15 protein-coding genes are annotated in these 19,102 nt (G+C 69.0%); 10 read left to right on the plus strand and 5 right to left on the minus strand.

Translation table 11 applies throughout. The features are described from left to right. Positions 1–45: 45 nt before the first annotated feature. The 5 genes from FNH08_RS21040 (at position 46) to FNH08_RS21060 (ending at position 7,110) form a co-directional block, all read left to right on the plus strand. The gene (locus FNH08_RS21040; protein WP_152773044.1) at positions 46–651 is read left to right on the plus strand and encodes a histidine phosphatase family protein; all 606 of its coding nucleotides are present in this window, start codon (positions 46–48) and stop codon (positions 649–651) included. A gap of 31 nt (positions 652–682) precedes the next feature. Continuing rightward, a complete protein-coding gene (locus FNH08_RS21045; protein WP_152773045.1) occupies positions 683–1,873 on the plus strand; it encodes an acetyl-CoA C-acyltransferase in 1,191 nt (396 codons plus the stop codon). A gap of 18 nt (positions 1,874–1,891) precedes the next feature. Next, positions 1,892–2,860, plus strand: coding sequence for a PDR/VanB family oxidoreductase (locus FNH08_RS21050; RefSeq protein ID WP_152773046.1), 969 nt, complete (start codon positions 1,892–1,894; stop codon positions 2,858–2,860). 83 nt (positions 2,861–2,943) lie between these two features. Beyond that, positions 2,944–6,201 carry a fused isobutyryl-CoA mutase/GTPase IcmF gene (icmF, locus tag FNH08_RS21055; RefSeq protein ID WP_152773047.1) on the plus strand — a complete coding sequence of 1,086 codons (3,258 nt, stop codon included), beginning with the start codon at positions 2,944–2,946 and terminating at the stop codon, positions 6,199–6,201. Positions 6,202–6,249: 48 nt separating this feature from the next. Next, on the plus strand, positions 6,250–7,110 hold the full coding sequence (locus FNH08_RS21060; RefSeq protein ID WP_152773048.1) for a 3-hydroxybutyryl-CoA dehydrogenase: 861 nt from the start codon (positions 6,250–6,252) through the stop codon (positions 7,108–7,110). Positions 7,111–7,200: 90 nt separating this feature from the next. Here the strand turns inward: FNH08_RS21060 and FNH08_RS21065 are convergent, their stop codons facing one another. Continuing rightward, positions 7,201–8,412: a cytochrome P450 gene (locus FNH08_RS21065; RefSeq protein ID WP_152773049.1), complete on the minus strand. Its 1,212-nt coding sequence runs from the start codon at positions 8,410–8,412 to the stop codon at positions 7,201–7,203. 113 nt (positions 8,413–8,525) lie between these two features. On the opposite strand from FNH08_RS21065, the gene FNH08_RS21070 reads away from it, so the two are divergent. Continuing rightward, a complete protein-coding gene (locus FNH08_RS21070) occupies positions 8,526–9,191 on the plus strand; it encodes a TetR/AcrR family transcriptional regulator (RefSeq protein ID WP_152773050.1) in 666 nt (221 codons plus the stop codon). Positions 9,192–9,253: 62 nt separating this feature from the next. Here FNH08_RS21070 and FNH08_RS21075 read toward each other — a convergent pair whose 3' ends face one another. Continuing rightward, positions 9,254–9,817 carry a dihydrofolate reductase family protein gene (locus FNH08_RS21075; protein ID WP_152773051.1) on the minus strand — a complete coding sequence of 188 codons (564 nt, stop codon included), beginning with the start codon at positions 9,815–9,817 and terminating at the stop codon, positions 9,254–9,256. Between the two features lie 122 nt (positions 9,818–9,939). Then, the gene (locus FNH08_RS21080; protein WP_152773052.1) at positions 9,940–10,323 is read right to left on the minus strand and encodes a winged helix-turn-helix transcriptional regulator; all 384 of its coding nucleotides are present in this window, start codon (positions 10,321–10,323) and stop codon (positions 9,940–9,942) included. A gap of 102 nt (positions 10,324–10,425) precedes the next feature. Here FNH08_RS21080 and FNH08_RS21085 point away from each other — a divergent pair, with 102 nt between their 5' ends. Next, on the plus strand, positions 10,426–10,827 hold the full coding sequence (locus FNH08_RS21085; RefSeq protein ID WP_152773053.1) for a RidA family protein: 402 nt from the start codon (positions 10,426–10,428) through the stop codon (positions 10,825–10,827). 52 nt (positions 10,828–10,879) lie between these two features. Here FNH08_RS21085 and FNH08_RS21090 read toward each other — a convergent pair whose 3' ends face one another. Then, positions 10,880–11,740 (minus strand): oxygenase MpaB family protein, encoded by an 861-nt coding sequence (locus FNH08_RS21090; RefSeq protein ID WP_322725000.1) that lies wholly within the window; start codon positions 11,738–11,740, stop codon positions 10,880–10,882. Between the two features lie 249 nt (positions 11,741–11,989). Here FNH08_RS21090 and FNH08_RS53575 point away from each other — a divergent pair, with 249 nt between their 5' ends. From FNH08_RS53575 to FNH08_RS21105, 3 genes are all read left to right on the plus strand, one after another. Continuing rightward, positions 11,990–13,075, plus strand: a complete 1,086-nt coding sequence (locus tag FNH08_RS53575) for a helix-turn-helix transcriptional regulator (RefSeq protein WP_322725001.1) — start codon at positions 11,990–11,992, stop codon at positions 13,073–13,075. 187 nt (positions 13,076–13,262) lie between these two features. Then, positions 13,263–16,211: a hypothetical protein gene (locus FNH08_RS21100; RefSeq protein WP_152773054.1), complete on the plus strand. Its 2,949-nt coding sequence runs from the start codon at positions 13,263–13,265 to the stop codon at positions 16,209–16,211. Next, the gene (locus tag FNH08_RS21105; protein ID WP_152773055.1) at positions 16,211–18,634 is read left to right on the plus strand and encodes an OmpA family protein; all 2,424 of its coding nucleotides are present in this window, start codon (positions 16,211–16,213) and stop codon (positions 18,632–18,634) included. The genes FNH08_RS21100 and FNH08_RS21105 overlap by 1 nt, the downstream gene beginning before the upstream one ends. 71 nt (positions 18,635–18,705) lie before the next feature. Here FNH08_RS21105 and FNH08_RS21110 read toward each other — a convergent pair. After that, positions 18,706–19,102 (minus strand): MBL fold metallo-hydrolase (locus FNH08_RS21110; RefSeq protein WP_407704420.1); only part of this gene is annotated, 397 nt, incomplete at its 5' end.

Here is a 19,102-nt window from a genome sequence, read left to right on the forward strand (position 1 = left end):
CGCCCCTCTCGCTTTTCCCGCCTTCCCGCGTACGAAGGATCACCCATGACCGAACTCCTCCTCATCCGGCACGGCCTCCCCCTGGCGGGCGTGTTCGACCCGGGGCTGTCGCCGGAGGGCATCGCTCAGGCCGAGCGCCTCGCCGCCTGGCTCGTGCACGAGGACATCGACGCCGTGTACTCCAGCCCGTTCCGGCGTGCCCGCGAGACCGCGGCGCCCCTGGAACAGCTCACCGGCCTGACCGCCACCGTCCTCGACGACCTGCGTGAGTGGGACACCGACGTGTCACAGCCCTACACGCCACCGGAGCAGATCGACGCGGACGATCCCCGGGCGGCGGCGCTCGCCGAGGGGCGCTACGAGGAGTTCGTGCCCGATCTGGACTGGGACGCCTTTCGCGCGCGTGCCGTGCGGGCCATGGACACCATCCTCGGCACCCATCCCGGCGGGCGGGTCGCGGCCGTCTGCCACGGTGGCATCACCAACACCTATCTGGCGACGGTGCTCGGCCTGCCCACGATGTTCTGGTTCCACCCCGGCTACACCTCAGTCAGCCGGGTACGGCGGTTGCCGGGTGGCCGCATCGTTCTGCACTCGGTGAACGAAACGGCGCACTTGATCGCAGAACGTGCCGTCGCCCCGGTCGCCTGACCCCACCCCACTCCCCCAGGAGGTCCCGGCCATGCCCGGATCCGTCATCGTCGCCGGAGCGAGGACGCCCATCGGCAAGCTGATGGGTGCTCTGAGCACCGTGTCCGCGGTCGACCTCGGCGCCCACGCCATCGGCGCGGCACTGACCGCCATCCATCTGGAGCCGGCCGCCGTGGAAGCCGTCGTCATGGGCCACGTCGTCCAGGCCGGGGCCGGCCCCAACTCGGCACGGCAGGCCGCGATCCGCGCCGGTATTCCCTTCTCCGTCCCCGCGAGCACCGTCAACAAGCTCTGCCTGTCCGGTCTGCACGCCATCGCCCTGGCCGACCTCATGATCGCCTCCGGCCGCCACGAGGTGGTCGTCGCGGGCGGCATGGAGTCCATGTCGGGCGCCCCGCACCTGCTGCGCGGGGCTCGCACCGGCTGGAAGTACGGCTCGACCGCGGTGGAGGACGCCCTCGACCGCGACGCCCTCCTCTGCGCCTTCGACGGCGTCTCCATGGGCGCGGCCACCGAGCGCTACCAGCGGCCGTTCGCCCTGTCCCGCGAGGAACAGGACGAGTACAGCGCGCTCTCCCATCAAAGAGCCGCCCACGCCCAGGGGTCGGGTGCGTTGTCCGAGGAGATCGCACCCGTCACCGTGGCCGAGCGCCGGGGCGGGACGGTGGTTGACACCGACGAGGGCGTACGGCCAGGGAGCACCGCAGAGGGCCTGGGGCGGCTGAAGCCGGCCTTCTCCGACGTGGGCACCATCACCGCGGGCAACTCGTCACAGCTCTCCGACGGCGCCGCGGCCGTCGTCGTGATGAGCGCGGAGCGCGCCCTGCGGGAGGGCCTGACGCCGCTGGCCGAGATCGGCGCCTACGGCACGGTCGCCGGCCCCGACCCCTCGCTGCTCGTCCAGCCGGCGGGCGCGGTCCGCGACGCACTGTCCCGGGACGGCCGGCTGAAGGCCGCCGACCTGGACCTGTTCGAGATCAACGAGGCGTTCGCCGGAGTGGCCCTGGCCTCCGTACGGGACCTGGGCATCCCCCTGGACAAGGTGAACGTCAACGGCGGAGCGATCGCGCTCGGGCATCCGGTCGGCATGTCCGGGGCCCGGCTGGTGCTGACCCTGGCTGCGGAACTGCGGCGGCGCGGAGGCGGCAGCGGCGCGGCGGCCCTCTGCGGAGGCGGCGGCCAGGGCGACGCGCTGTTGCTGCATGTGCCGACGCAGACCTGAACTCGGAGCCGAACCACCATGAACGACCAACTGCCCCCGGCCGGCATGGCCCTTGCCGTGGCGACCCGCACCTGGGCCGCCGACGGCGTGGTCTCCCTCACCCTCCGCCGCCCGGACGGCGGTCCGCTCCCCTCCTGGACGCCGGGTGCCCACATCGACGTACTCCTGGGCAGCGACGACGGCGAGGTGATCCGTCAGTACTCCCTGTGCGGACACCCGGCCGAACGCGGGGCGTGGCAGATCGCCGTGCTGCGCGAGCCGCGGGGCCGCGGCGGCTCCGCGTACGTCCACGACCACCTGCGCGAAGGGGCCACCGTGCGGGTCCGCGGACCGCGGAACAACTTCCCGCTGCGGCCCGCCGCACGCCATCTGTTCGTCGCCGGCGGCGTCGGTATCACGCCCATCCTTCCCATGGTCGAGGCCGCCGAGGCCGCGGGCGCGGACTGGCGCCTGCTGTACGGCGGCCGCACCCGTACCTCCATGGCGTTCCTGGACCGCCTCGCACCGTACGGAGACCGGGCGCTCGTCCGTCCACAGGACGAGTACGGCCTGCTGGACCTCGCCGCCCACCTCGGCACACCCGAGAAGGGCACTCTGGTGCACGCCTGCGGCCCCGAACCCCTGCTGCGGGCGGTGCGGGAGCAGTGCGCGGACTGGCCCCCCGGCACGCTGGGCGTCGAACGGTTCACCCCGACGCGGACGGCCGAAACCGGCCCGAACGAGGCCTTCGAGCTGCAGCTCGCCCGTTCCGGACTCACCCTCACCGTGCCGCCGGACCGCTCGGTGCTCGAAGCCGTGGAGGAGGCCGGCGTCGCGGTGGACTCCTCCTGCCGGGAGGGCACGTGCGGCACCTGCGAAACCGATGTACTCGACGGCAGACCCGACCACCGTGACTCGCTGCTGACCGAGGACGAGCGGGCCGCGGGCGACACCATGCTCATCTGCGTCTCCCGCTCGTGCGGGCCTCGCCTGGTCCTCGATCTGTGACGGCGATCACTTCCAGTAATTTACTAGGACGTCCTACTATCTTTTCTCGGAGCACTACCCCGCCCCGTCCCGGGAAGGCCCTCATGAGCGATCTGCACCGACCCGTGCACCCCGTCCGCCTCGTCACCGCTTCAGCTCTGTTCGACGGGCATGACGCGTCGATCAACATCATGCGGCGCATCTTCCAGTCCCAGGGCGCCGAGGTGATCCACCTCGGACACAACCGGTCGGTGCGGGAGGTCGTGGACGCGGCGTTGGAAGAGGACGCACACGGCGTGGCGGTCTCGTCCTACCAGGGCGGCCACGTCGAGTACTTCGAGTATCTGGTCGAGTCGCTGCGCTCGCAGGGAGCGGAGCACATCCGCGTGGTGGGCGGCGGTGGCGGCGTCATCGTTCCGGAGGAGACAGCCCGGTTGCGCGAGAGCGGGGTGACCATCTTCTCCCCCGAGGACGGCCAGCGGATGGGCCTCGCCGGGATGGTCAACTCCGTGGTGCGGGACTGCGACTTCGACCTCTGGGAAGGCAGGCAGACCGATGCGGCCGCCGTGCTCGCCGGTGACCGGTTCGCGATCGCCCGTGCCATCACCGGCGCGGAGCTGGGCAAGCTGCCCCCGGATCTCCTGGAGAAGCTGCGTGCCGCCGCCGCGGCACGGGTCGTGCCGGTGCTCGGCATCACCGGCACCGGAGGCTCGGGAAAGTCCTCACTGACCGACGAACTCGTACGGCGCTTCCGTATCGACCAGCAGGACAATCCCTCAGCTACCGCCGGGAGGTGCCCCCAGCGGATCGCGGTGATCGCGGTCGACCCGACCCGGCGCCGTGGCGGCGGGGCACTGCTCGGCGACCGGATCCGCATGAACTCCCTCGACGGGAACAGGGTCTTCTTCCGAAGCCTCGCCACCCGCGGCAGCCACGAGCTGCCCGCGCACCTGTCCGACGTCATCGACGTGGTCAAGGCCGCAGGGTTCGACCTGGTGATCGTGGAGACACCGGGCATCGGCCAGGGCGACGCGGCGATCGTGCCGTTCGTCGACAGCTCCCTGTACGTGATGACACCGGAGTTCGGCGCCGCCTCCCAGTTGGAGAAGATCGACATGCTCGACTTCGCCGACGTCGTGGCGATCAACAAGTTCGAGCGGCGCGGCGCCAAGGACGCGCTGCGCGACGTGGGCCGCCAACTGGTCCGTAACCGCGAGGCGTTCGGCATGAGGCCCGAGGACATGCCGGTGTACGGCACCTCGGCGGCGACCTTCAACGACGACGGTGTCACCGCGCTCTACCAGCACCTGCGGACTGTCCTGGCCGAGAAGGGCCTGCCGTTGTCCGAGGGCGCGCTGGTACCGGTCGACGTGCGCCACTCCTCCGGCATCCGGCAGGTGGTTCCAGCGGACCGGGTCCGCTATCTCGCCGAGATCACCGACACCGTTCGTACGTACCACGCGGAGACCGGTCGGCTGGCCGAGGCGGCCCGGCGGGTGCAGCGTCTGGCAGCGGTCGAGGGCGAGCTGGTCGAGGCCGGCTCCGACGCCGGGAACGTCCAGGCACTGCTCGAGGATGCCCGCCGGGGGCTTCCGCACGCCGTCAGGGAGCAGATCGAGAACTGGCCCGCTGTCATCGCCTCCTATTCCGGCGAGGAGCAGATCGTGAAGGTCCGGGACGGGGAGATCCGCACCAGGCTGACCCGCGAATCCCTCTCGGGCAACAAGGTCCCTCGCGTCGCCCTGCCCAGGTTCACCGACCACGGGGAGCTGGTGCGGTTCTGGCGTCGGGAGAACCTGCCGGGCCGCTTCCCCTTCACGGCCGGGGTCTTCCCCTTCAAACGCGATGGTGAGGACCCGGCGCGGATGTTCGCCGGCGAGGGCGATCCGTTCCGCACGAACCGTCGGTTCAAGCTGCTGTCCGAGGGACAGCCGGCCACCCGTTTGTCCACCGCCTTCGACTCGGTGACGCTCTACGGCCGTGACCCGGACGAACGCCCCGACATCTACGGGAAGGTCGGCACCTCCGGTGTGTCGGTGGCCACGCTGGAGGACATGAAGGCGCTCTACGACGGCTTCGACCTGGTCGCGCCGACGACCTCGGTGTCCATGACGATCAACGGACCCGCGCCGACCATCCTGGCGTTCTTCCTCAACACCGCCATCGACCAGCAGGCCGCGAGGTTCCGCACCACCGAGGGCCGCGATCCATCGCCGGACGAGGCGGCCGAGCTGCGCGCGTATGCGCTGGCGCATGTGCGCGGCACGGTGCAGGCCGACATCCTCAAGGAGGACCAGGGCCAGAACACCTGTCTGTTCTCCACCGAGTTCTCGCTTCGGATGATGGCCGACATCCAGGAGTGGTTCATCGCCAACAAGGTCCGCAACTTCTACTCGGTGTCGATCTCCGGCTACCACATCGCCGAAGCCGGTGCGAACCCGATCAGCCAGCTGGCCTTCACCCTGGCCAACGGTTTCACCTACGTCGAGGCCTATCTGGCCCGGGGCATGCACATCGACGACTTCGCCCCGAACCTGTCGTTCTTTTTCTCCAACGGCATGGACCCCGAATACTCCGTCCTCGGCCGGGTCGCCCGCCGGATCTGGGCCGTCGCGATGAAGGAGAAGTACGGCGCCAACGAGCGTTCCCAGAAGCTGAAGTACCACGTCCAGACCTCCGGCCGCTCCCTCCACGCCCAGGAGATGGACTTCAACGACATCCGCACGACGCTCCAGGCGCTCATCGCGATCTACGACAACTGCAACAGCCTGCACACCAACGCCTACGACGAAGCGGTCACCACCCCCACCGAGGACTCGGTCCGCAGGGCGCTGGCCATCCAGCTGATCATCAACCGGGAGTGGGGCCTGGCCATGAACGAGAACCCACTGCAGGGATCGTTCATCATCGACGAGCTCACCGACCTGGTCGAAAAGGCCGTCCTCACCGAGTTCGAGCGGATCAGCGAGCGCGGCGGCGTGCTCGGTGCCATGGAGACCGGCTACCAACGCGGCCGCATCCAGGACGAGTCAATGCTCTACGAGCAGCGCAAGCACGACGGCACCCTGCCCATCATCGGCGTCAACACCTTCCGCAACCCCCACGCGGACACCGCCGAGCCGGGCGTCATCGAGCTGGCGCGCGCCACCGAGGACGAGAAGCAGTCCCAGCTGCGACGCGTGCGCACCCATCAGTCCCACCACCGCGACCAGGCCCACACCGCACTGACCGCACTCAAGGACGCGGCCATGGACGGCCGCAACGTCTTCGCCGTCCTCATGGACGCCGCCCGCGTGTGCTCCCTTCAGCAGATCACCGAGGCCTTCTTCGAGGTCGGCGGCCAGTACCGCCGCAACGTGTGACCCAGGCCCCGCACACCACACGCAACGACTCATCAGATAGGACCTCAGATGGCTCCAGTCACCCGTCTCGGCGTCGTCGGATGCGGCCTCATGGGCTCCGGTATCGCCGAAGTCGCCGCCCGTAGCGGCATCTGCGTCCGTGTCGCCGAGGCCACACCGGACGCGCTCGAGGCAGGCCGCCGCCGACTCACCACCTCCCTCGACCGAGGTGTACGGCGCGGCAAGCTCAGCGAGGAGCAGCGAGACCAGGCCCTCGCCAGGCTCTCCTTCACCCATGACCTCAGCGACCTGTCCGACCGCCAGTTCGTCGTCGAGGCCGTCGCCGAGAACCGCGACATCAAGACCGATGTCCTGCGCACCCTGGACAAGGCAGTCGAGGATCCTGCGGCGGTCCTGGCGACCAACACCTCCTCGATCCCCATCGTCGATCTCGCCGTCGCCACCGAGCGGCCCGCGCAGGTCATCGGCCTGCACTTCTTCAACCCCGTGCCCGTGCAGCAGTTGGTCGAGCTCATTCCCGCTCTCATCACCAGCGCGGACACCGTGCGGCGCACCCGCGACTTCGCCGAGCAGCTGGGCAAACAGGCAATCCAGGCGCCCGACCGCTCAGGCTTCGTCGTCAACGCCCTCCTGGTGCCCTACCTTCTCAGCGCGGTACGGATGGTGGAGTCGGGCTCCGCACAGCCGGAAGACATCGATCGGGGCATGGAACTCGGATGTGCCCACCCCATGGGGCCACTGCGTCTGCTCGACCTCATCGGCCTCGACACCGCCCAGGCCGTGGCCGAGTCCATGTACGAGGAGTTCAAGGAGCCGCTGTACGCACCCCCCGCCCTCCTGCGCCGCATGGTCGCCGCGGGCCACCTCGGCCGCAAGAGCGGCCGCGGCTTCCACTCCTACGACGCCTGAACCAGAGCCGGCCCGTCATCCCCAGAGCATGTCATCTCTCACACGCGTTGCCTCAGGTCAGGGCTGCCTGGTAGAGGACTTCAGGGGTGTTCACCAGGTCACGGGAAGCTCGGTCACACCACCGGTGAGGGTGGTGCGCACCTCCAGTTCGTCGACTTCCTTGGCGAGCCGGAGATCGGGCAGGCGGCGGGCCAGGGTGGCGAACGCGATGCGCAGTTCGACGCGGGCCAGGCTCGCTCCGATGCAGAAGTGGGCGCCGTGGCCGAATCCGAGGTGGCTGCGTTCCGGACGGTCGGGGTTGAACGTCTCGGCGTCGGTGTAGACGGACGCGTCGCGGTTGGCGGCGTTGACCGAGAGGATGACGGCGTCGCCGCGGCGGATGGTGACGTCGGCGACGTCGAGGTCGGTGTGGGCGTACCGCAGCAGACCGAGATCGCCGGGCGCTCCCATGCGCATGATCTCCTCGACGGTGGCGTTGATCCGTCCGGCGGGGTCGGCGGTCAGCGCCTGCCACTGGTCGGGCCTGGTGAGCAGGAAGAGCGTGCCCAGGCCGATGCGGTTGACCGTGGTCTCGTGCCCGGCGAACAGCAGTCCGACACAGAGCCGGATCATCTCGGCGTAGTCGTAGTCCGGGTCGGTGCTCTGGGCGCGGACGATGTCGGAGATCACGTCCTCCCCTGGCCGCGCGCGTTTCGTCTCGGCGAGGCCGGTCATGTAGTCGCTGAACTCGTCCCGCGCTCGGTGGGCTTCGTCACCGATGGCGTAGTTGGCCATGCGTTCCGACAGCGAGGCGAAGTACTCGTGGTCGTCCTCCGGCACCCCGAGCAACCGGCAGATGACCGCGACGGGCAACGGGAAGGCCAGCCCGGCGTGCAGGTCGACGACACGGTCGGGTGCGGCGGCGTGCTCGACAAGGAGCTGGTCGATGCACTCGTCGACCAGGTGTTGCACATGGCCGGAGAGCATCTGCATCCGCTTGGCCGAGAACGCCGGGGTCAGCAGCCGGCGCATCCGGGTGTGGTCGGCCTCCTCGGTGTCGTAGTCGCCCGTGGGCCCGTCCAGTACCGCGGCGCTGGTGATGCGTGACGCCTGCTCCGGCTCGGGATGGGAGCGGCCGAGCCGCTTGTCGCCGAGCAGGTCGCGGACCTCGTCGAAGCGGGTGACCAGCCAGGCGGGGTCTCCGGCCGGGGTGGTGACCGGCGTGACCGGGGCCTCCCGGCGCAGCACCTCGTAGAACGGGGCGAGATCGAGGACGTTCGGACGGGTGAAGGGCAGCTGCGGACGTTCGGCGGCAACGCTCATGGCTCTCCTCCGATGATCTTTCCGGTGGCTTGACCGTAGCACTTTATTGGCAGTGACTGACAATAAAGTTTGCGTCAATCGGCCCGCACCGACGGGGTGCTTAAGATCTCCCGATGGAGGACTTCAGAGCAGGCGGCGGCCGGGTCCGCCGGGGGCGGCCGCCGGTGAGCGACGAGCAACGTGAGCGGCAACGCCTCGACATCTCCCGCCACGCGGTCCGGCTGTTCGCCGAACAGAGTGTGGCCGCCACCTCCGGCGAGCAGATCGCACGAGCGGCCGGCGTTTCCGAACGCACGCTGTGGCGCCACTTCCGCACCAAGGAAAGCTGCGTGGGGCCACTGCTCACGAAGACGATCGACGCCTTCCGGGCGGTCCTGCGCGCCTGGCCGGCCGACATGGACCTGACGGAGCACCTGCGAGCGGCCTACCAGCCCCTCCTCGAATCGTCGTCCAGCGCGGACATCGATGCAGTTCACACCGTGGTCCGGCTGACCCGTGACGACCCCGCGCTGCGTGCCGCCTACCTCATGCTCAGGGAGCACGCGGAGGACACGTTCGCCGAAGTGCTCGCAGAACGCATGGGTGTGCCGGCCGACGCATTCGAGGTCCGCGCGCAGGCCGCCGCCGTGAACGCCGTACTCAAAGTGGCGGCCGACCGCCTCGCCCACGACACGGCCGAAACCGGCATCACCCCCGAAATGCTGCACCGGCACCGCGAACAACTCGCGGGTGCTCTCAGCCTCGTCACCCGGGGGCTCTCGGACAGGCGGGGCAACTGAGGTTTCGGCGCGCGTACCGCCGCAGAGCTCATGGAGCGCCGTCGCGTTCTCAAGCACGCCGGCTAGCGCGCCACGCGGTAGCGGAGGTAGACGACTCTCGAGCTGAACGTGCGGGTCTCGACGAGTTCGAGATCCACCCGGCGCTCGCGCTGGGGAAAGAACGGAACGCCACCGCCGACCAGCACCGGGTAGACCATGGCCCGGTACTCGTCGATCAGACCCGACGCGGCCGCCTCGGCAGCGAGAGTCGCGCCGCCGATCGCGATGTCGCCCTCCCCCGGCTCGGCTCGCAACCGCTCGATCTCCTCCGTCACGCCGCCGGAGGCCAGGCGGGCATGGCCCTGCACCGCGGACAGCGTGGTGGAGAACACCACCTTGGGCAGCGGCTTCCAGAGCGCGGCCCACTCGAGCTCGGAGGCGTCGAGCGAGTGATCCTGGTCGGCGGTCTCCCAGTACAGCATCGTCTCGTACAGCCGTCGCCCCAGCAGATGGACGCCGACCTCTCGGATCTCGTCGATCCAGAAGCGAAAGACCTCCTCGTCGGGCACCGTCCAGTCGAAGCTGCCGTCCGGCCCGACGATGAAGCCGTCAAGCGAGACGCTCATCGAATAGGTCACGCTACGCATCAGGAGTCCTCCTCCTCTGTGACGGGTTCGACAGTACGACCGCCGGAGGCCGCAGGCTCGTCGCGGCTCGCGGGATCCCCTGGGCCGAGTCAGGGCAGGTTTCCGGGAGTCCTGGGCGCTCGTCAGGCGCCGAAGCGACGGCGCGCGTCCTCGATGTGACCGAGGTACTGGTGGGTCCAGCCGCACATGGCGTCGACCGTGGTGCGCAGGCCCCGGCCCGGCTCGGTGAGGGTGTACTCGACCCTCGGAGGCACCGTGGGGTGCACCTTCCTGTCGACCAGGCCGTTGCGCTCCAGCATGCGCAGGTTCTGGGTGAGCATCTTGTGACTGACGCCCTCGACCTCGTTCCGCAACTCGCTGAAGCGCAGGGTGCGCTCACCGAGCGCCTCGATGATCAGGAGCGCCCACTTGTTGGCGACGTCGGAGAAGATCTCCCGCGCCAGGGAGTCCGCGCGCCTCAGATCCGCGTCCTCGGGCAAACCCTTGAGTAGCTGCTTGGTCACCATCAGGTTCCTCTGTCACAAAAAAGTGCGTTCTTCCAGGTCGGCTCTCACTCTCCTACAGTTCCCGAGTAACCACAAGAGAGCATGAGAGAAGGGCGAGCACCGTTGGCCACCATCGATGTCTTCCACCACAACGTGCCGGCCGAGAGCGACTTCGGCTACGCGCAGACGATCAAGTCCGGCGATCTGATCCATGTCTCCGGACAGCTCTCGCTCGACGAGGCGGGCGAGTTCCTCCACTCGGGCGACTTCACCGCCCAGCTCAAGCAGACCTACGTCAACACGGACAAGGTCCTGGACCACTACGACGTCACCCGGAACCAGGTCGTCTCGCAGACCCTGTACGTGGTGAACCTACGGCAGAACGCCGCGGCGACGGCGGAGGGCAACCTGGCCTACTTCGGCGACCACCACCCGGTCAGCACCGTCCTCGGCGTCACCGAACTGACCTTCCCCGGCCAGGTCATCGAGATCAGCTTCGTCGTCGACACGAAACTGCCCGCCTGAGGCCGCGCTGCGCCGCCGCTGAATTGTCAGACACGGTCCAGGTGCCGCGCGCTCACGTCGGACCGGACGGGCGCGGTGGAGTCATGACCCAGCGGATGGTCCGGGTCAGGGCCTGTCCGGTGGGGCGTACGGTGAGGTCCTCGACGACCGGCACCCGGGGCAGCCACAGCATGCGGCGGGCCCAGGGCGGGAGCAGCGCGACGGCGTTCGCGGCCAGCCCGCCGTAGAAGGGCCGTACCGCAAGGGGCAGAGGAGGCTGGAACAGCAGGAAGCGGGCGGCGGCCCGGGCTTCGGATGTGGCCCTGAGTTCGTGCCGGTAGGCGGCCACGCGCTCGGACAGCTCGCGGCGGTCGCGCGGTGGATCGCTCACCCCCAGCGCCTCGGCGACGCGTGCGGTGTCGGCGACGTAGGCGTCGTAGCCGGCGGCGTCCAGCGGGCGGGCTCCATAGCGTTCGTGGGCGCGCAGGAAGCTGTCCGTCTCGGCGGAGTGCACCCAGCCGAGCAGGTGCGGATCGGCCGCGTGGTACGGCACGCCCTCGGCCGTCGTCCCACGGATCCGTTCGTGGATGCCGCGGACGCGGTCGACCGCCCGCTGGGCGTCCGCGGCGGTGCCGTAGGTCGTCACGGCCAGGAAAGTACTGGTGCGCTGCAGTCGGCCCCACGGGTCGCCGCGGTAACCGGAGTGCCCGGCCACCGCCGCCATGGCGAGCGGATGCAGGGACTGCAACAGCAGGGCGCTCAGCCCACCGATGAACATCGAGGCGTCACCGTGGACGGTGCGGATCGGGCGGTCCGGATCGAACCAGCGCGGGCCGGGGGCGTGGTGGATGCGGGCACGCGTCGCCGGTCCGTCGGGGCCGGCGACGCGGCGGAACAGGGCCTGGCCCAGCTGTTCACGGACAACGGTCAGCACGGTCGGCCTCCCTCCTCCTGCTGCCCAGTGTCCGCGATACTCACCCGAACCCGGACACCGCGGACAGGTTCACCGACCGAGACCGGGTTCGTATTCGAAGGAAAACCACCAGCCCCTGAGAACAAACTCAGGATCCACTAATCGATGCGGAATTCCGCTGAGATTGCGCAGCGAATGCGTACTGCCTCAGGGCCTACTCGGCCTGCTGGTCAGGGGGGCGGCGGCGTACCGCGCCCTCGAACGCGAAGGGTGGGTCCCGTGAATTTCGTTGCTTTGGCGGCAGTAACGAGCAACGGTGAGTGGGTGGCATTTGAAGGTCGGTTGCTGCGCGGGTTGCCCGCGTTAGCGGGGGAATCTCTGAGCTCGCTCGAACTGGCCGAGGCCGTGTCTCTGGCTGTCCGTCCGGTCGTGGCACACGACGCGTTGCGGTTGATGGGCAACAACCCGGACGGTGTCGGGCACACCGTGTTCAGTTTCTGGCACAACTTCGAGACCGAGTTCGGTCGGCAGTTCATGCAGAGTTACTTGGCGGGCAAGGATCCGTGCCTCCCGGCGGACCTGATTCGGCAAACGATGCCGGCCGGTTTGGTGGGTACCGGTCACGGCAAGCGGGATCTGCTGGCGCGGCAGTTGTTCGACGCTCACGGGGTCGGGGGTGAGCTGCGGGTGCTGCTGCGGGATGTTCGCGGGGTGTGGGGTTCGCTGGCCCTGCTGCGTTCGGCGGGCGGTCGGGCCTTCGACAGGACTGATGCCGCACGGGTGTTGGAACTGGCACCTGTGTTGATCTCGGCATTGCGGCAGTACGTGCGCAGCGGCCCGATGCGACCGGTGGCGCCGGATATGGCGCCCGGGGTGTTCGTCGTGGACGCGGACGGAAACGTCACCGGCGCCACCCCGATGGCTTCATGGTGGGCGGAGCGGCTGCGCGAGCACCATCCCTCCAGCTGGGTCGACGCGCTGGTCGCCGGTATGGCCGCGCAGACGCGGCTGTGCCTGCGGCAGCCTGCCGCCCCGGCGCCGGTGATGCACGGACCGGCGGCCCGGTTCGGCCGGTGGATCTCCGCGGAAGGGCAGCTTCTGAACCCGGGCGGCGCGGTGGCCGTGCTGGTGCGGGCCGTGCCACCCCGCCAGCTGCTGGGCTCACTCGGTTCCTGGTACGGAATCACCGCCCGGGAGCGGCAGGTGATCGAGTACCTGCTGGACGGGTCGGCGGCCAAACAGATCGCGCGACACCTCGACGTGTCACTGCACACGGTCCACGATCACCTCAAGTCCGTCTACCGCAAGCTCGGCGTCTCCGGCCGGGCGGAGCTGCTCACCGCGCTGAACACCTAGCGCGCGGGCGCGGGCCACACATGCCTACAGCGGTCTGTGGGCGGGCGACCGCTGCTGCACCACATCCGCCAATGCAATCCCCACTTTTGGGGAATTCGATTCGACCAGCGTGCTTCCTACTCTGTCAGCAGTGCGCGATGGCGCATGTGGACTCGGCGCTCGTCGCCGGCAAAAGGGGGAATCGCCCATGGCTGAACGGCCGTCCCGCCTGCCCAACTTGGAGAAGTTCAAGTACACCCTGCCGTATGCCAGCGAGTCCTTCGGACTGATCCAGCCGCTGCTGGGCTGGCGCTCGCAACGCACGATCGCGCGGTTCCTCGAGGGACTGCGCCGGGCCGACGACGCCGTGCTGGCCACCGTGTCCCGGACGGTCGCCCCCCAGTCGACCTACATCCCACCCGGCGTCAGCGTGCACGCGGCCCCGGTCGGCGAGGCCGCCGAAGGCAACCCACCGGCGGCGCTCGGCAGCCCGGAGACCGTTGACCTGAAGACCGGCACCGCGCTGGCCAACAGACCGTACAGCCCGGTGATCGCCTCCACCCTCGCGGATCTGATCGCCGAAGCCGTCAAGAACAAGAACCCGCGCGACCCGGCCACCTGGCTGCCGCTGCTGTCCCGGCAGAACCTGGACAACCTGCTGGCCACCAAGGTGGTGCCGGAGCTGTTCAAGCGGGTGGACGCGCTGAATCCCAGGCCGAGCGCCCAGGACCGCCAGACGCTGCTGGAGAAGATCGGCGCGAAGGAGTCCATGGTCGCCGGGCTGCTGAACCACCTGGCCGAGCAGAACCTGATCCCGACGCTGGCCGACCTGTTCACCCCGCCGACCGGCAACCTGGTCAAGATCGACCAGTACCGAGGGCTCCAGCAGATGCTGGACCCACTGGAATACCTCTCCCGCGGCGAGGCACTGAACCGGGTCAGCCTCTCCCCCGTCGGCCTGGTGCACCTCTTCCGGCAGTACTTCTTCGAGTTCGACACCTTCCTCGGCCCGCCGGTGCAGCACATCTGGCTCAGCCCGGGCGGCACCGTGGAGCTGATCGAGTCGCACACGCGGCGGGAGCAGGTGGAGCGCACCGTCGAGGAGAGCGTGGAACTGTTCGAGCGGCGGGAGCGGGAAACCACCAACCAGGACGAACTGTCGACCGCGGTCAAGCAGGAGAACGAGCAGAACACCAAGCTGGGCTTCTCGGTGTCCAGCAACCAGGACTGGGTGTGGGGCGACGCCAACGAGACCGCCACGATGGACCTCAACACCACCCAGCGGCAGGCCCGCGAGCAGACGCACAAGCAGATGCGGCAGCAGACCGACCGGCTGACCACCGAGATCAAGCGCAACTTCAAGACCACGTTCCGCACGGTCACCGAGACCACCGACAGCAGCAGCCGCCGGTACGTGCTGTCCAACACCACCCAGAAGCTGGTCAACTACGAGCTGCGCCGCAAGATGCGCCGCGTCGGCGTGCAGGTGCAGGACCTCGGCACCCAGCTGTGCTGGCAGTCGTACGTCGATGATCCGGGCGCGGCGCTGGGCATCGCCAAGCTGGTGCACGTCGCGGCCCCGCCGGACGTCACCGCGATCGCCCCCGCCCCGGAGATCCCGATCCCGGAGGACTACACCGAGGAGGTCAAGGTCACCTTCGGCTATCCCAAGGACGGCTACATCAAACCGCCCTCGGACGGCAACGTGGACAACGCCTGGTGGGTCTGTGACGTGGAGCTGCGGCCCCGCGACGGCTACGAGCCGGCGTCGGTGGGCGAGGCGCGCTGGCTGACGGAGGTCGCCTCCGTGGACTTCGTCCTCAACCGGACCAAGCCGATCTACTTTCCGCCGTTGCCGAAGTTTCTCGGGTTCCCGGAGCCGAAGCAGCCACCGCTGCCGAGGCACCCCTCGCTGTCGGTGTTCATCATGAACGCCCACGGCGACAAGGGTGAGGCCTTCAGCTTCAGCGTGCCGGTGACGTACCGCCCCACCGACGCGAAGAAGCAGGAGATCGCCGACGCGAACAAGGCGAAGGCCGCCACGCGGGACCTGGAGCTGGACCGCAAACAGCGCGAGGCCTACCTGAAGGCGGCCACCGAACGGATCGCCGCCGCCAGCAAGATCAGGCAGCGGGACTACACCGTGCTCCGCGAGGAGGAGCGCGTGGTGGTCTACCGTCGGCTGCTCCAGCAGCTGATGACCGTCAACGGGCAGGTGCCCGCCCAGGCGCTGATGCTGCACAAGCTGGCCGAACTGATCAACTCCATCTTCGACGTGGAGGCGATGCTCTACTTCGTGGCTCCGGAGTGGTGGCGGCCCAAGCTGCACGAGGCGCACCCCAACTTCGCCCCCGAACTCGGCGAGATGGGCGAGGTCGACCTGCCGGACGTGCTCAAGGGCCGGGACGGCAGGCCCATCGAGGCGGTCCGCAGGATCGTCAGCACCAGCACGACCAGTCTGGACGACCACACCTCGGGCTGGGCGAGCAACGAGGACATGGACCGGCCGGACAACTACTTCATCACCGCCGACTCCGAACCGGCCCGCATGGGCAGCTCGCTGGGCTGGCTGCTGCAACTGGACGGTGACGAACAGCGCAACGCCTTCCTCAACGCGCCCTGGGTCAAGGCCGTGATGCCGATCCGGCCCGGCCGTGAACTGGCCGCGCTGAACTGGCTGTCCGACCCCAGCATCGAGGGTGCCGAGGGACTGGACGACCTGTACCAGCCGGCCTCGGCCGGGGAGAACCCGATCATCCTCAAGGCGCTGAAGGCCTACTTGTGGTCCGACCCGGCGCTGCGTCAGCGATACCAGAACCTGGACCCCAGCCAGCTCACCATCCGGGACGTGCTGCGCTACGTGGCGATCACCGTGACCGCCAAGTACGCCGAGAGCCGCAAGGTGGTCACCGAACAGCTGGAGCCCGGTGTGACGCTGAACTACCTGCCGACGGACCTGGTCTACGAGAAGGGCTTCGACCCGCTGGACAAGGGCTTCCAGGCCGAGAGCGACAAGCCCTACAAGGTCTTCGACCAGTGGATCGAGGTGCTGCCCACCGACCAGGTGGCCGCCGTCGAGGTGACGTACGACCCGCGCACCGGCCAGCAGGTCCCCACGGGTATCGACATCGGCATCGGCCTCGGAGGCCGGGACTGATGTTCCCCCCGCAGCCACCCCGGATCAGCCCGCCCGAACCACCCCGCAAGCCTCAGCCGCGGTTGGTCACCCCGTCGGCACCGATCCGCCGACCGCGGCGCGAGGTCGCGCAGCCCGGCCGGCGTACCGCCTTCGACCTCACCGGGTTCTGGGAGGCCGACGGGGACGCCAAGAACGCCGAGGAGGACCTCAAGAGCGCCGAGCGGCGCCGCAAGAACACGGTCAGCCCGCTGCTCGTGCAGATCAACCAGGCCGGCGGCGGGTTGGCCATCTGGTTCAGCCGGCCGCCCAGCGGGTTGGGTGGGGTCAACTCGGTGAAGGTACAGGGCAAGACCGACTGGCTGCACGGGGTGGCGCGGGGGTTCGCCATCGACAAGGACGGCAGGCAGCTGGCCCGGACCGGGGCACGGATCCCGATCAGCTGGTTCATCGGCCGGCTCAAGGACGTCGGCCAGGTGGACCTGCTCGGGCCGTCGTCGCCGCCGCCGATGTTCAATCCCCTGGACCCGTGGATGTCCGACGGCGTCCGGCTCCTCGCCGACGGCTTCTCCGGCCGTGGGTACCTCCAGTACACCGAGGAGCTGGGCGGCCGGCTGCTGCTCAGTTTCGACGAGAAGGCCGACAAACCGATGCTGGCGCTCAAGCATGTCGAACCCACCGTCCGGTGGCCGGCGCGGCTGATCGCCACCCTGCCGGAGAAACTGCGCACCGAGATCTCCATGGACCAGAGTCGGCCCATCCCCCAGCAGGTCCTGGCCGACCGGCTCTCCTTGGTCAGCCACAGCCGAGTCGGCCCGGAGGCCCAGCCGGTCGAACCCAAGCTCGCACCCTTGCTGACGCGGTGGAAGAGAGAGAAGGACAATCCGCCGTCGCGGGCCATCACCCGGCAGGAGATCGCCGAGCTGCTGGAGTTCGGCATCGACGAGCCGTGGCGGACCAGGCTGCGGGACCGCATGGCGATGGTGGGCAAGAACTTCGGGCTGGAGATCGACGGCACCTGGCACTCGTACTACGGCTGGCTGAACGAGGTGCTCCAGGACGAGGCCGAACACCCCTCACCCACCAAGACCGGCTGGTCGACCCAGCGGGTCCAGGAGGCGTTCCGGGAGCTGGGGCTGGGCGCCGACGCTTCCTTCATGTACCGGCTGACCTTCCATGACTTCGGTGGGCAGAAGATCGTCACCGCGCTCCGGCTGGCCGGCTCGGTGGGCATCGTCACGATCGAGAAGTTCAAGCTCACCTTCAAGTACGACGCCAACGGGAAGCGGATCTACGACAAGTTCGGCCGCCCGGAGACCGGCGTGCCCGAGCCGGTGGAATGGGAGAACCCGGCACGCACCCCGATGTTCGTGCTGCTCGGCCGCATCGATGCGGGACTGACCAGGGCACTCGGCGCCGAGGGAGCCGAGCGGTTCAAGGACGTGGCCATCGCACCGGCGTCGTCGGAGTCGACCGTGCCCCAGACCCCGGGGAAGAAACCGAGCGGCGTGACCAACATCGACATCGGCAGCATCGACTTCCGGTCCGAACTGGACCTGCGCTCGCCGAACGACTTCGGTGGCTCGATCCTGTTGGTCGCCTCGGTCACCAGCAAGTTCCAGGTGGGCAACCTGCTGACGAAGACCATCCTGGACAGCTCACTGTGGCAGCTGCGGCTGCCCAACGGCCAATGGTTGAGCGCGGTGCTGGACAAGGAGGACAGCGGGCTGATCAAACCGCCCGGCAACTGGGGACAGTTGCTCAACCCGAACTGGTGGAAGGACTGGCGGCCCAAGTCGGCGGACTTCGAGCTCTTCCGGGTCGGCCTGTGCGGTGGACTGCTCGGCACCCTCGACCAGTTGCTGCAGGCCGCGAAGCCCGAGAACGGACCGGCTCCGGTCTTCACCGAGCAGAACCGGACGGTGGTGGCCAGTGCGTCGGCGATGTTCCCGTACGCGTCGGCCGATCTGGACGCCCTGCGGCCCGGGACGGACGCCACCGGACGGATGCTGTTCGAACGCGACCTCGCCGAGATCCGCGCCGTCCTGGACGCCAAGGGCCCGGCGCCCCTCCTGCTCGGATTCACCTCCCCGGAGGGCTCGGACTCCTACAACGACGACCTCTCCGACGACCGGGTACGGGCCGCCGCGCAGGCCATCCAGGACGCGTTGGGGCCGTTCTCCGCCCGTCCGCCCTGCCGGGGCGAGGGGCACGGCGAGTACCCGGCCGAGGCGAACGGCGAGTTGACCATCTCCGGGGTGACGATCACCGGTGGTGGACTGCCGGATCCGGAGAAGTACGGCTCGAAGGAGAGGTTCCTGCGCTCCGACAAGGGCTGGACCGCGAAGTACTGGCCGGAGTGGCGCCGGGTCGACCTGTTCGTCGAGGGTGAACTGATCGGCCGGATGATGGCACTGCCTCCGCCGGACGCATCACATCCCTGACGGCGGCGGCTGGGACGGGGCCTCGCGGCAGGCTTCCGGCCCGGTCCCGGTGGGCGGCCCCGGCCACAGGGTCAGACGACCAGCTCCAGAGGGGAGCCGATGGGCAACCAGTGGAACCGGGTGCGGATGTGGCCGGGGGCTCCTGCCAGCTCCGTCTCGATGGCCCGGCGGCCTTCGTGGAAGTGTGACCATCCCTCGTAGTGGGTGGGCAATGCCGTGTGCGGGAGCAGCAGGTGGCAGAGTTCCACCGCCCTGTGCGCCGTCATCGTGTAGCGGACCGGGCCGGTCACGGGGAAACGCACACCGCCCAGGTGCAGCAGTGCGGTCCCCACGTCGAGTCGGTGGGCGACCTCGCGTACACCGGCGTACAGGACCGTGTCTCCGGAGATCCACAGCACACCGTGCCGCTGGCCCTTCCAGCGCAGGGCGAATCCGGTCACGTCGCCGACGAGGGGAAGGGACAGGGGC

Origin of the sequence: Streptomyces spongiae (assembly GCF_009377185.1) — a bacterium.
Classification (GTDB): domain Bacteria; phylum Actinomycetota; class Actinomycetes; order Streptomycetales; family Streptomycetaceae; genus Streptomyces; species Streptomyces spongiae.

Excerpts from the sequence above, each read along its gene's own strand:
- FNH08_RS21040 (WP_152773044.1), top strand. The coding sequence starts at position 46 with ATGACCGAACTCCTCCTCATCCGGCACGGCCTCCCCCTGGCGGGCGTG.
- FNH08_RS21045 (WP_152773045.1), top strand. The coding sequence starts at position 683 with ATGCCCGGATCCGTCATCGTCGCCGGAGCGAGGACGCCCATCGGCAAG.
- FNH08_RS21050 (WP_152773046.1), top strand. The coding sequence starts at position 1,892 with ATGAACGACCAACTGCCCCCGGCCGGCATGGCCCTTGCCGTGGCGACC.
- icmF (WP_152773047.1), top strand. The coding sequence starts at position 2,944 with ATGAGCGATCTGCACCGACCCGTGCACCCCGTCCGCCTCGTCACCGCT.
- FNH08_RS21060 (WP_152773048.1), top strand. The coding sequence starts at position 6,250 with ATGGCTCCAGTCACCCGTCTCGGCGTCGTCGGATGCGGCCTCATGGGC.
- FNH08_RS21065 (WP_152773049.1), bottom strand. The coding sequence starts at position 8,412 with ATGAGCGTTGCCGCCGAACGTCCGCAGCTGCCCTTCACCCGTCCGAAC.
- FNH08_RS21070 (WP_152773050.1), top strand. The coding sequence starts at position 8,526 with ATGGAGGACTTCAGAGCAGGCGGCGGCCGGGTCCGCCGGGGGCGGCCG.
- FNH08_RS21075 (WP_152773051.1), bottom strand. The coding sequence starts at position 9,817 with ATGCGTAGCGTGACCTATTCGATGAGCGTCTCGCTTGACGGCTTCATC.
- FNH08_RS21080 (WP_152773052.1), bottom strand. The coding sequence starts at position 10,323 with ATGGTGACCAAGCAGCTACTCAAGGGTTTGCCCGAGGACGCGGATCTG.
- FNH08_RS21100 (WP_152773054.1), top strand. The coding sequence starts at position 13,263 with ATGGCTGAACGGCCGTCCCGCCTGCCCAACTTGGAGAAGTTCAAGTAC.
- FNH08_RS21105 (WP_152773055.1), top strand. The coding sequence starts at position 16,211 with ATGTTCCCCCCGCAGCCACCCCGGATCAGCCCGCCCGAACCACCCCGC.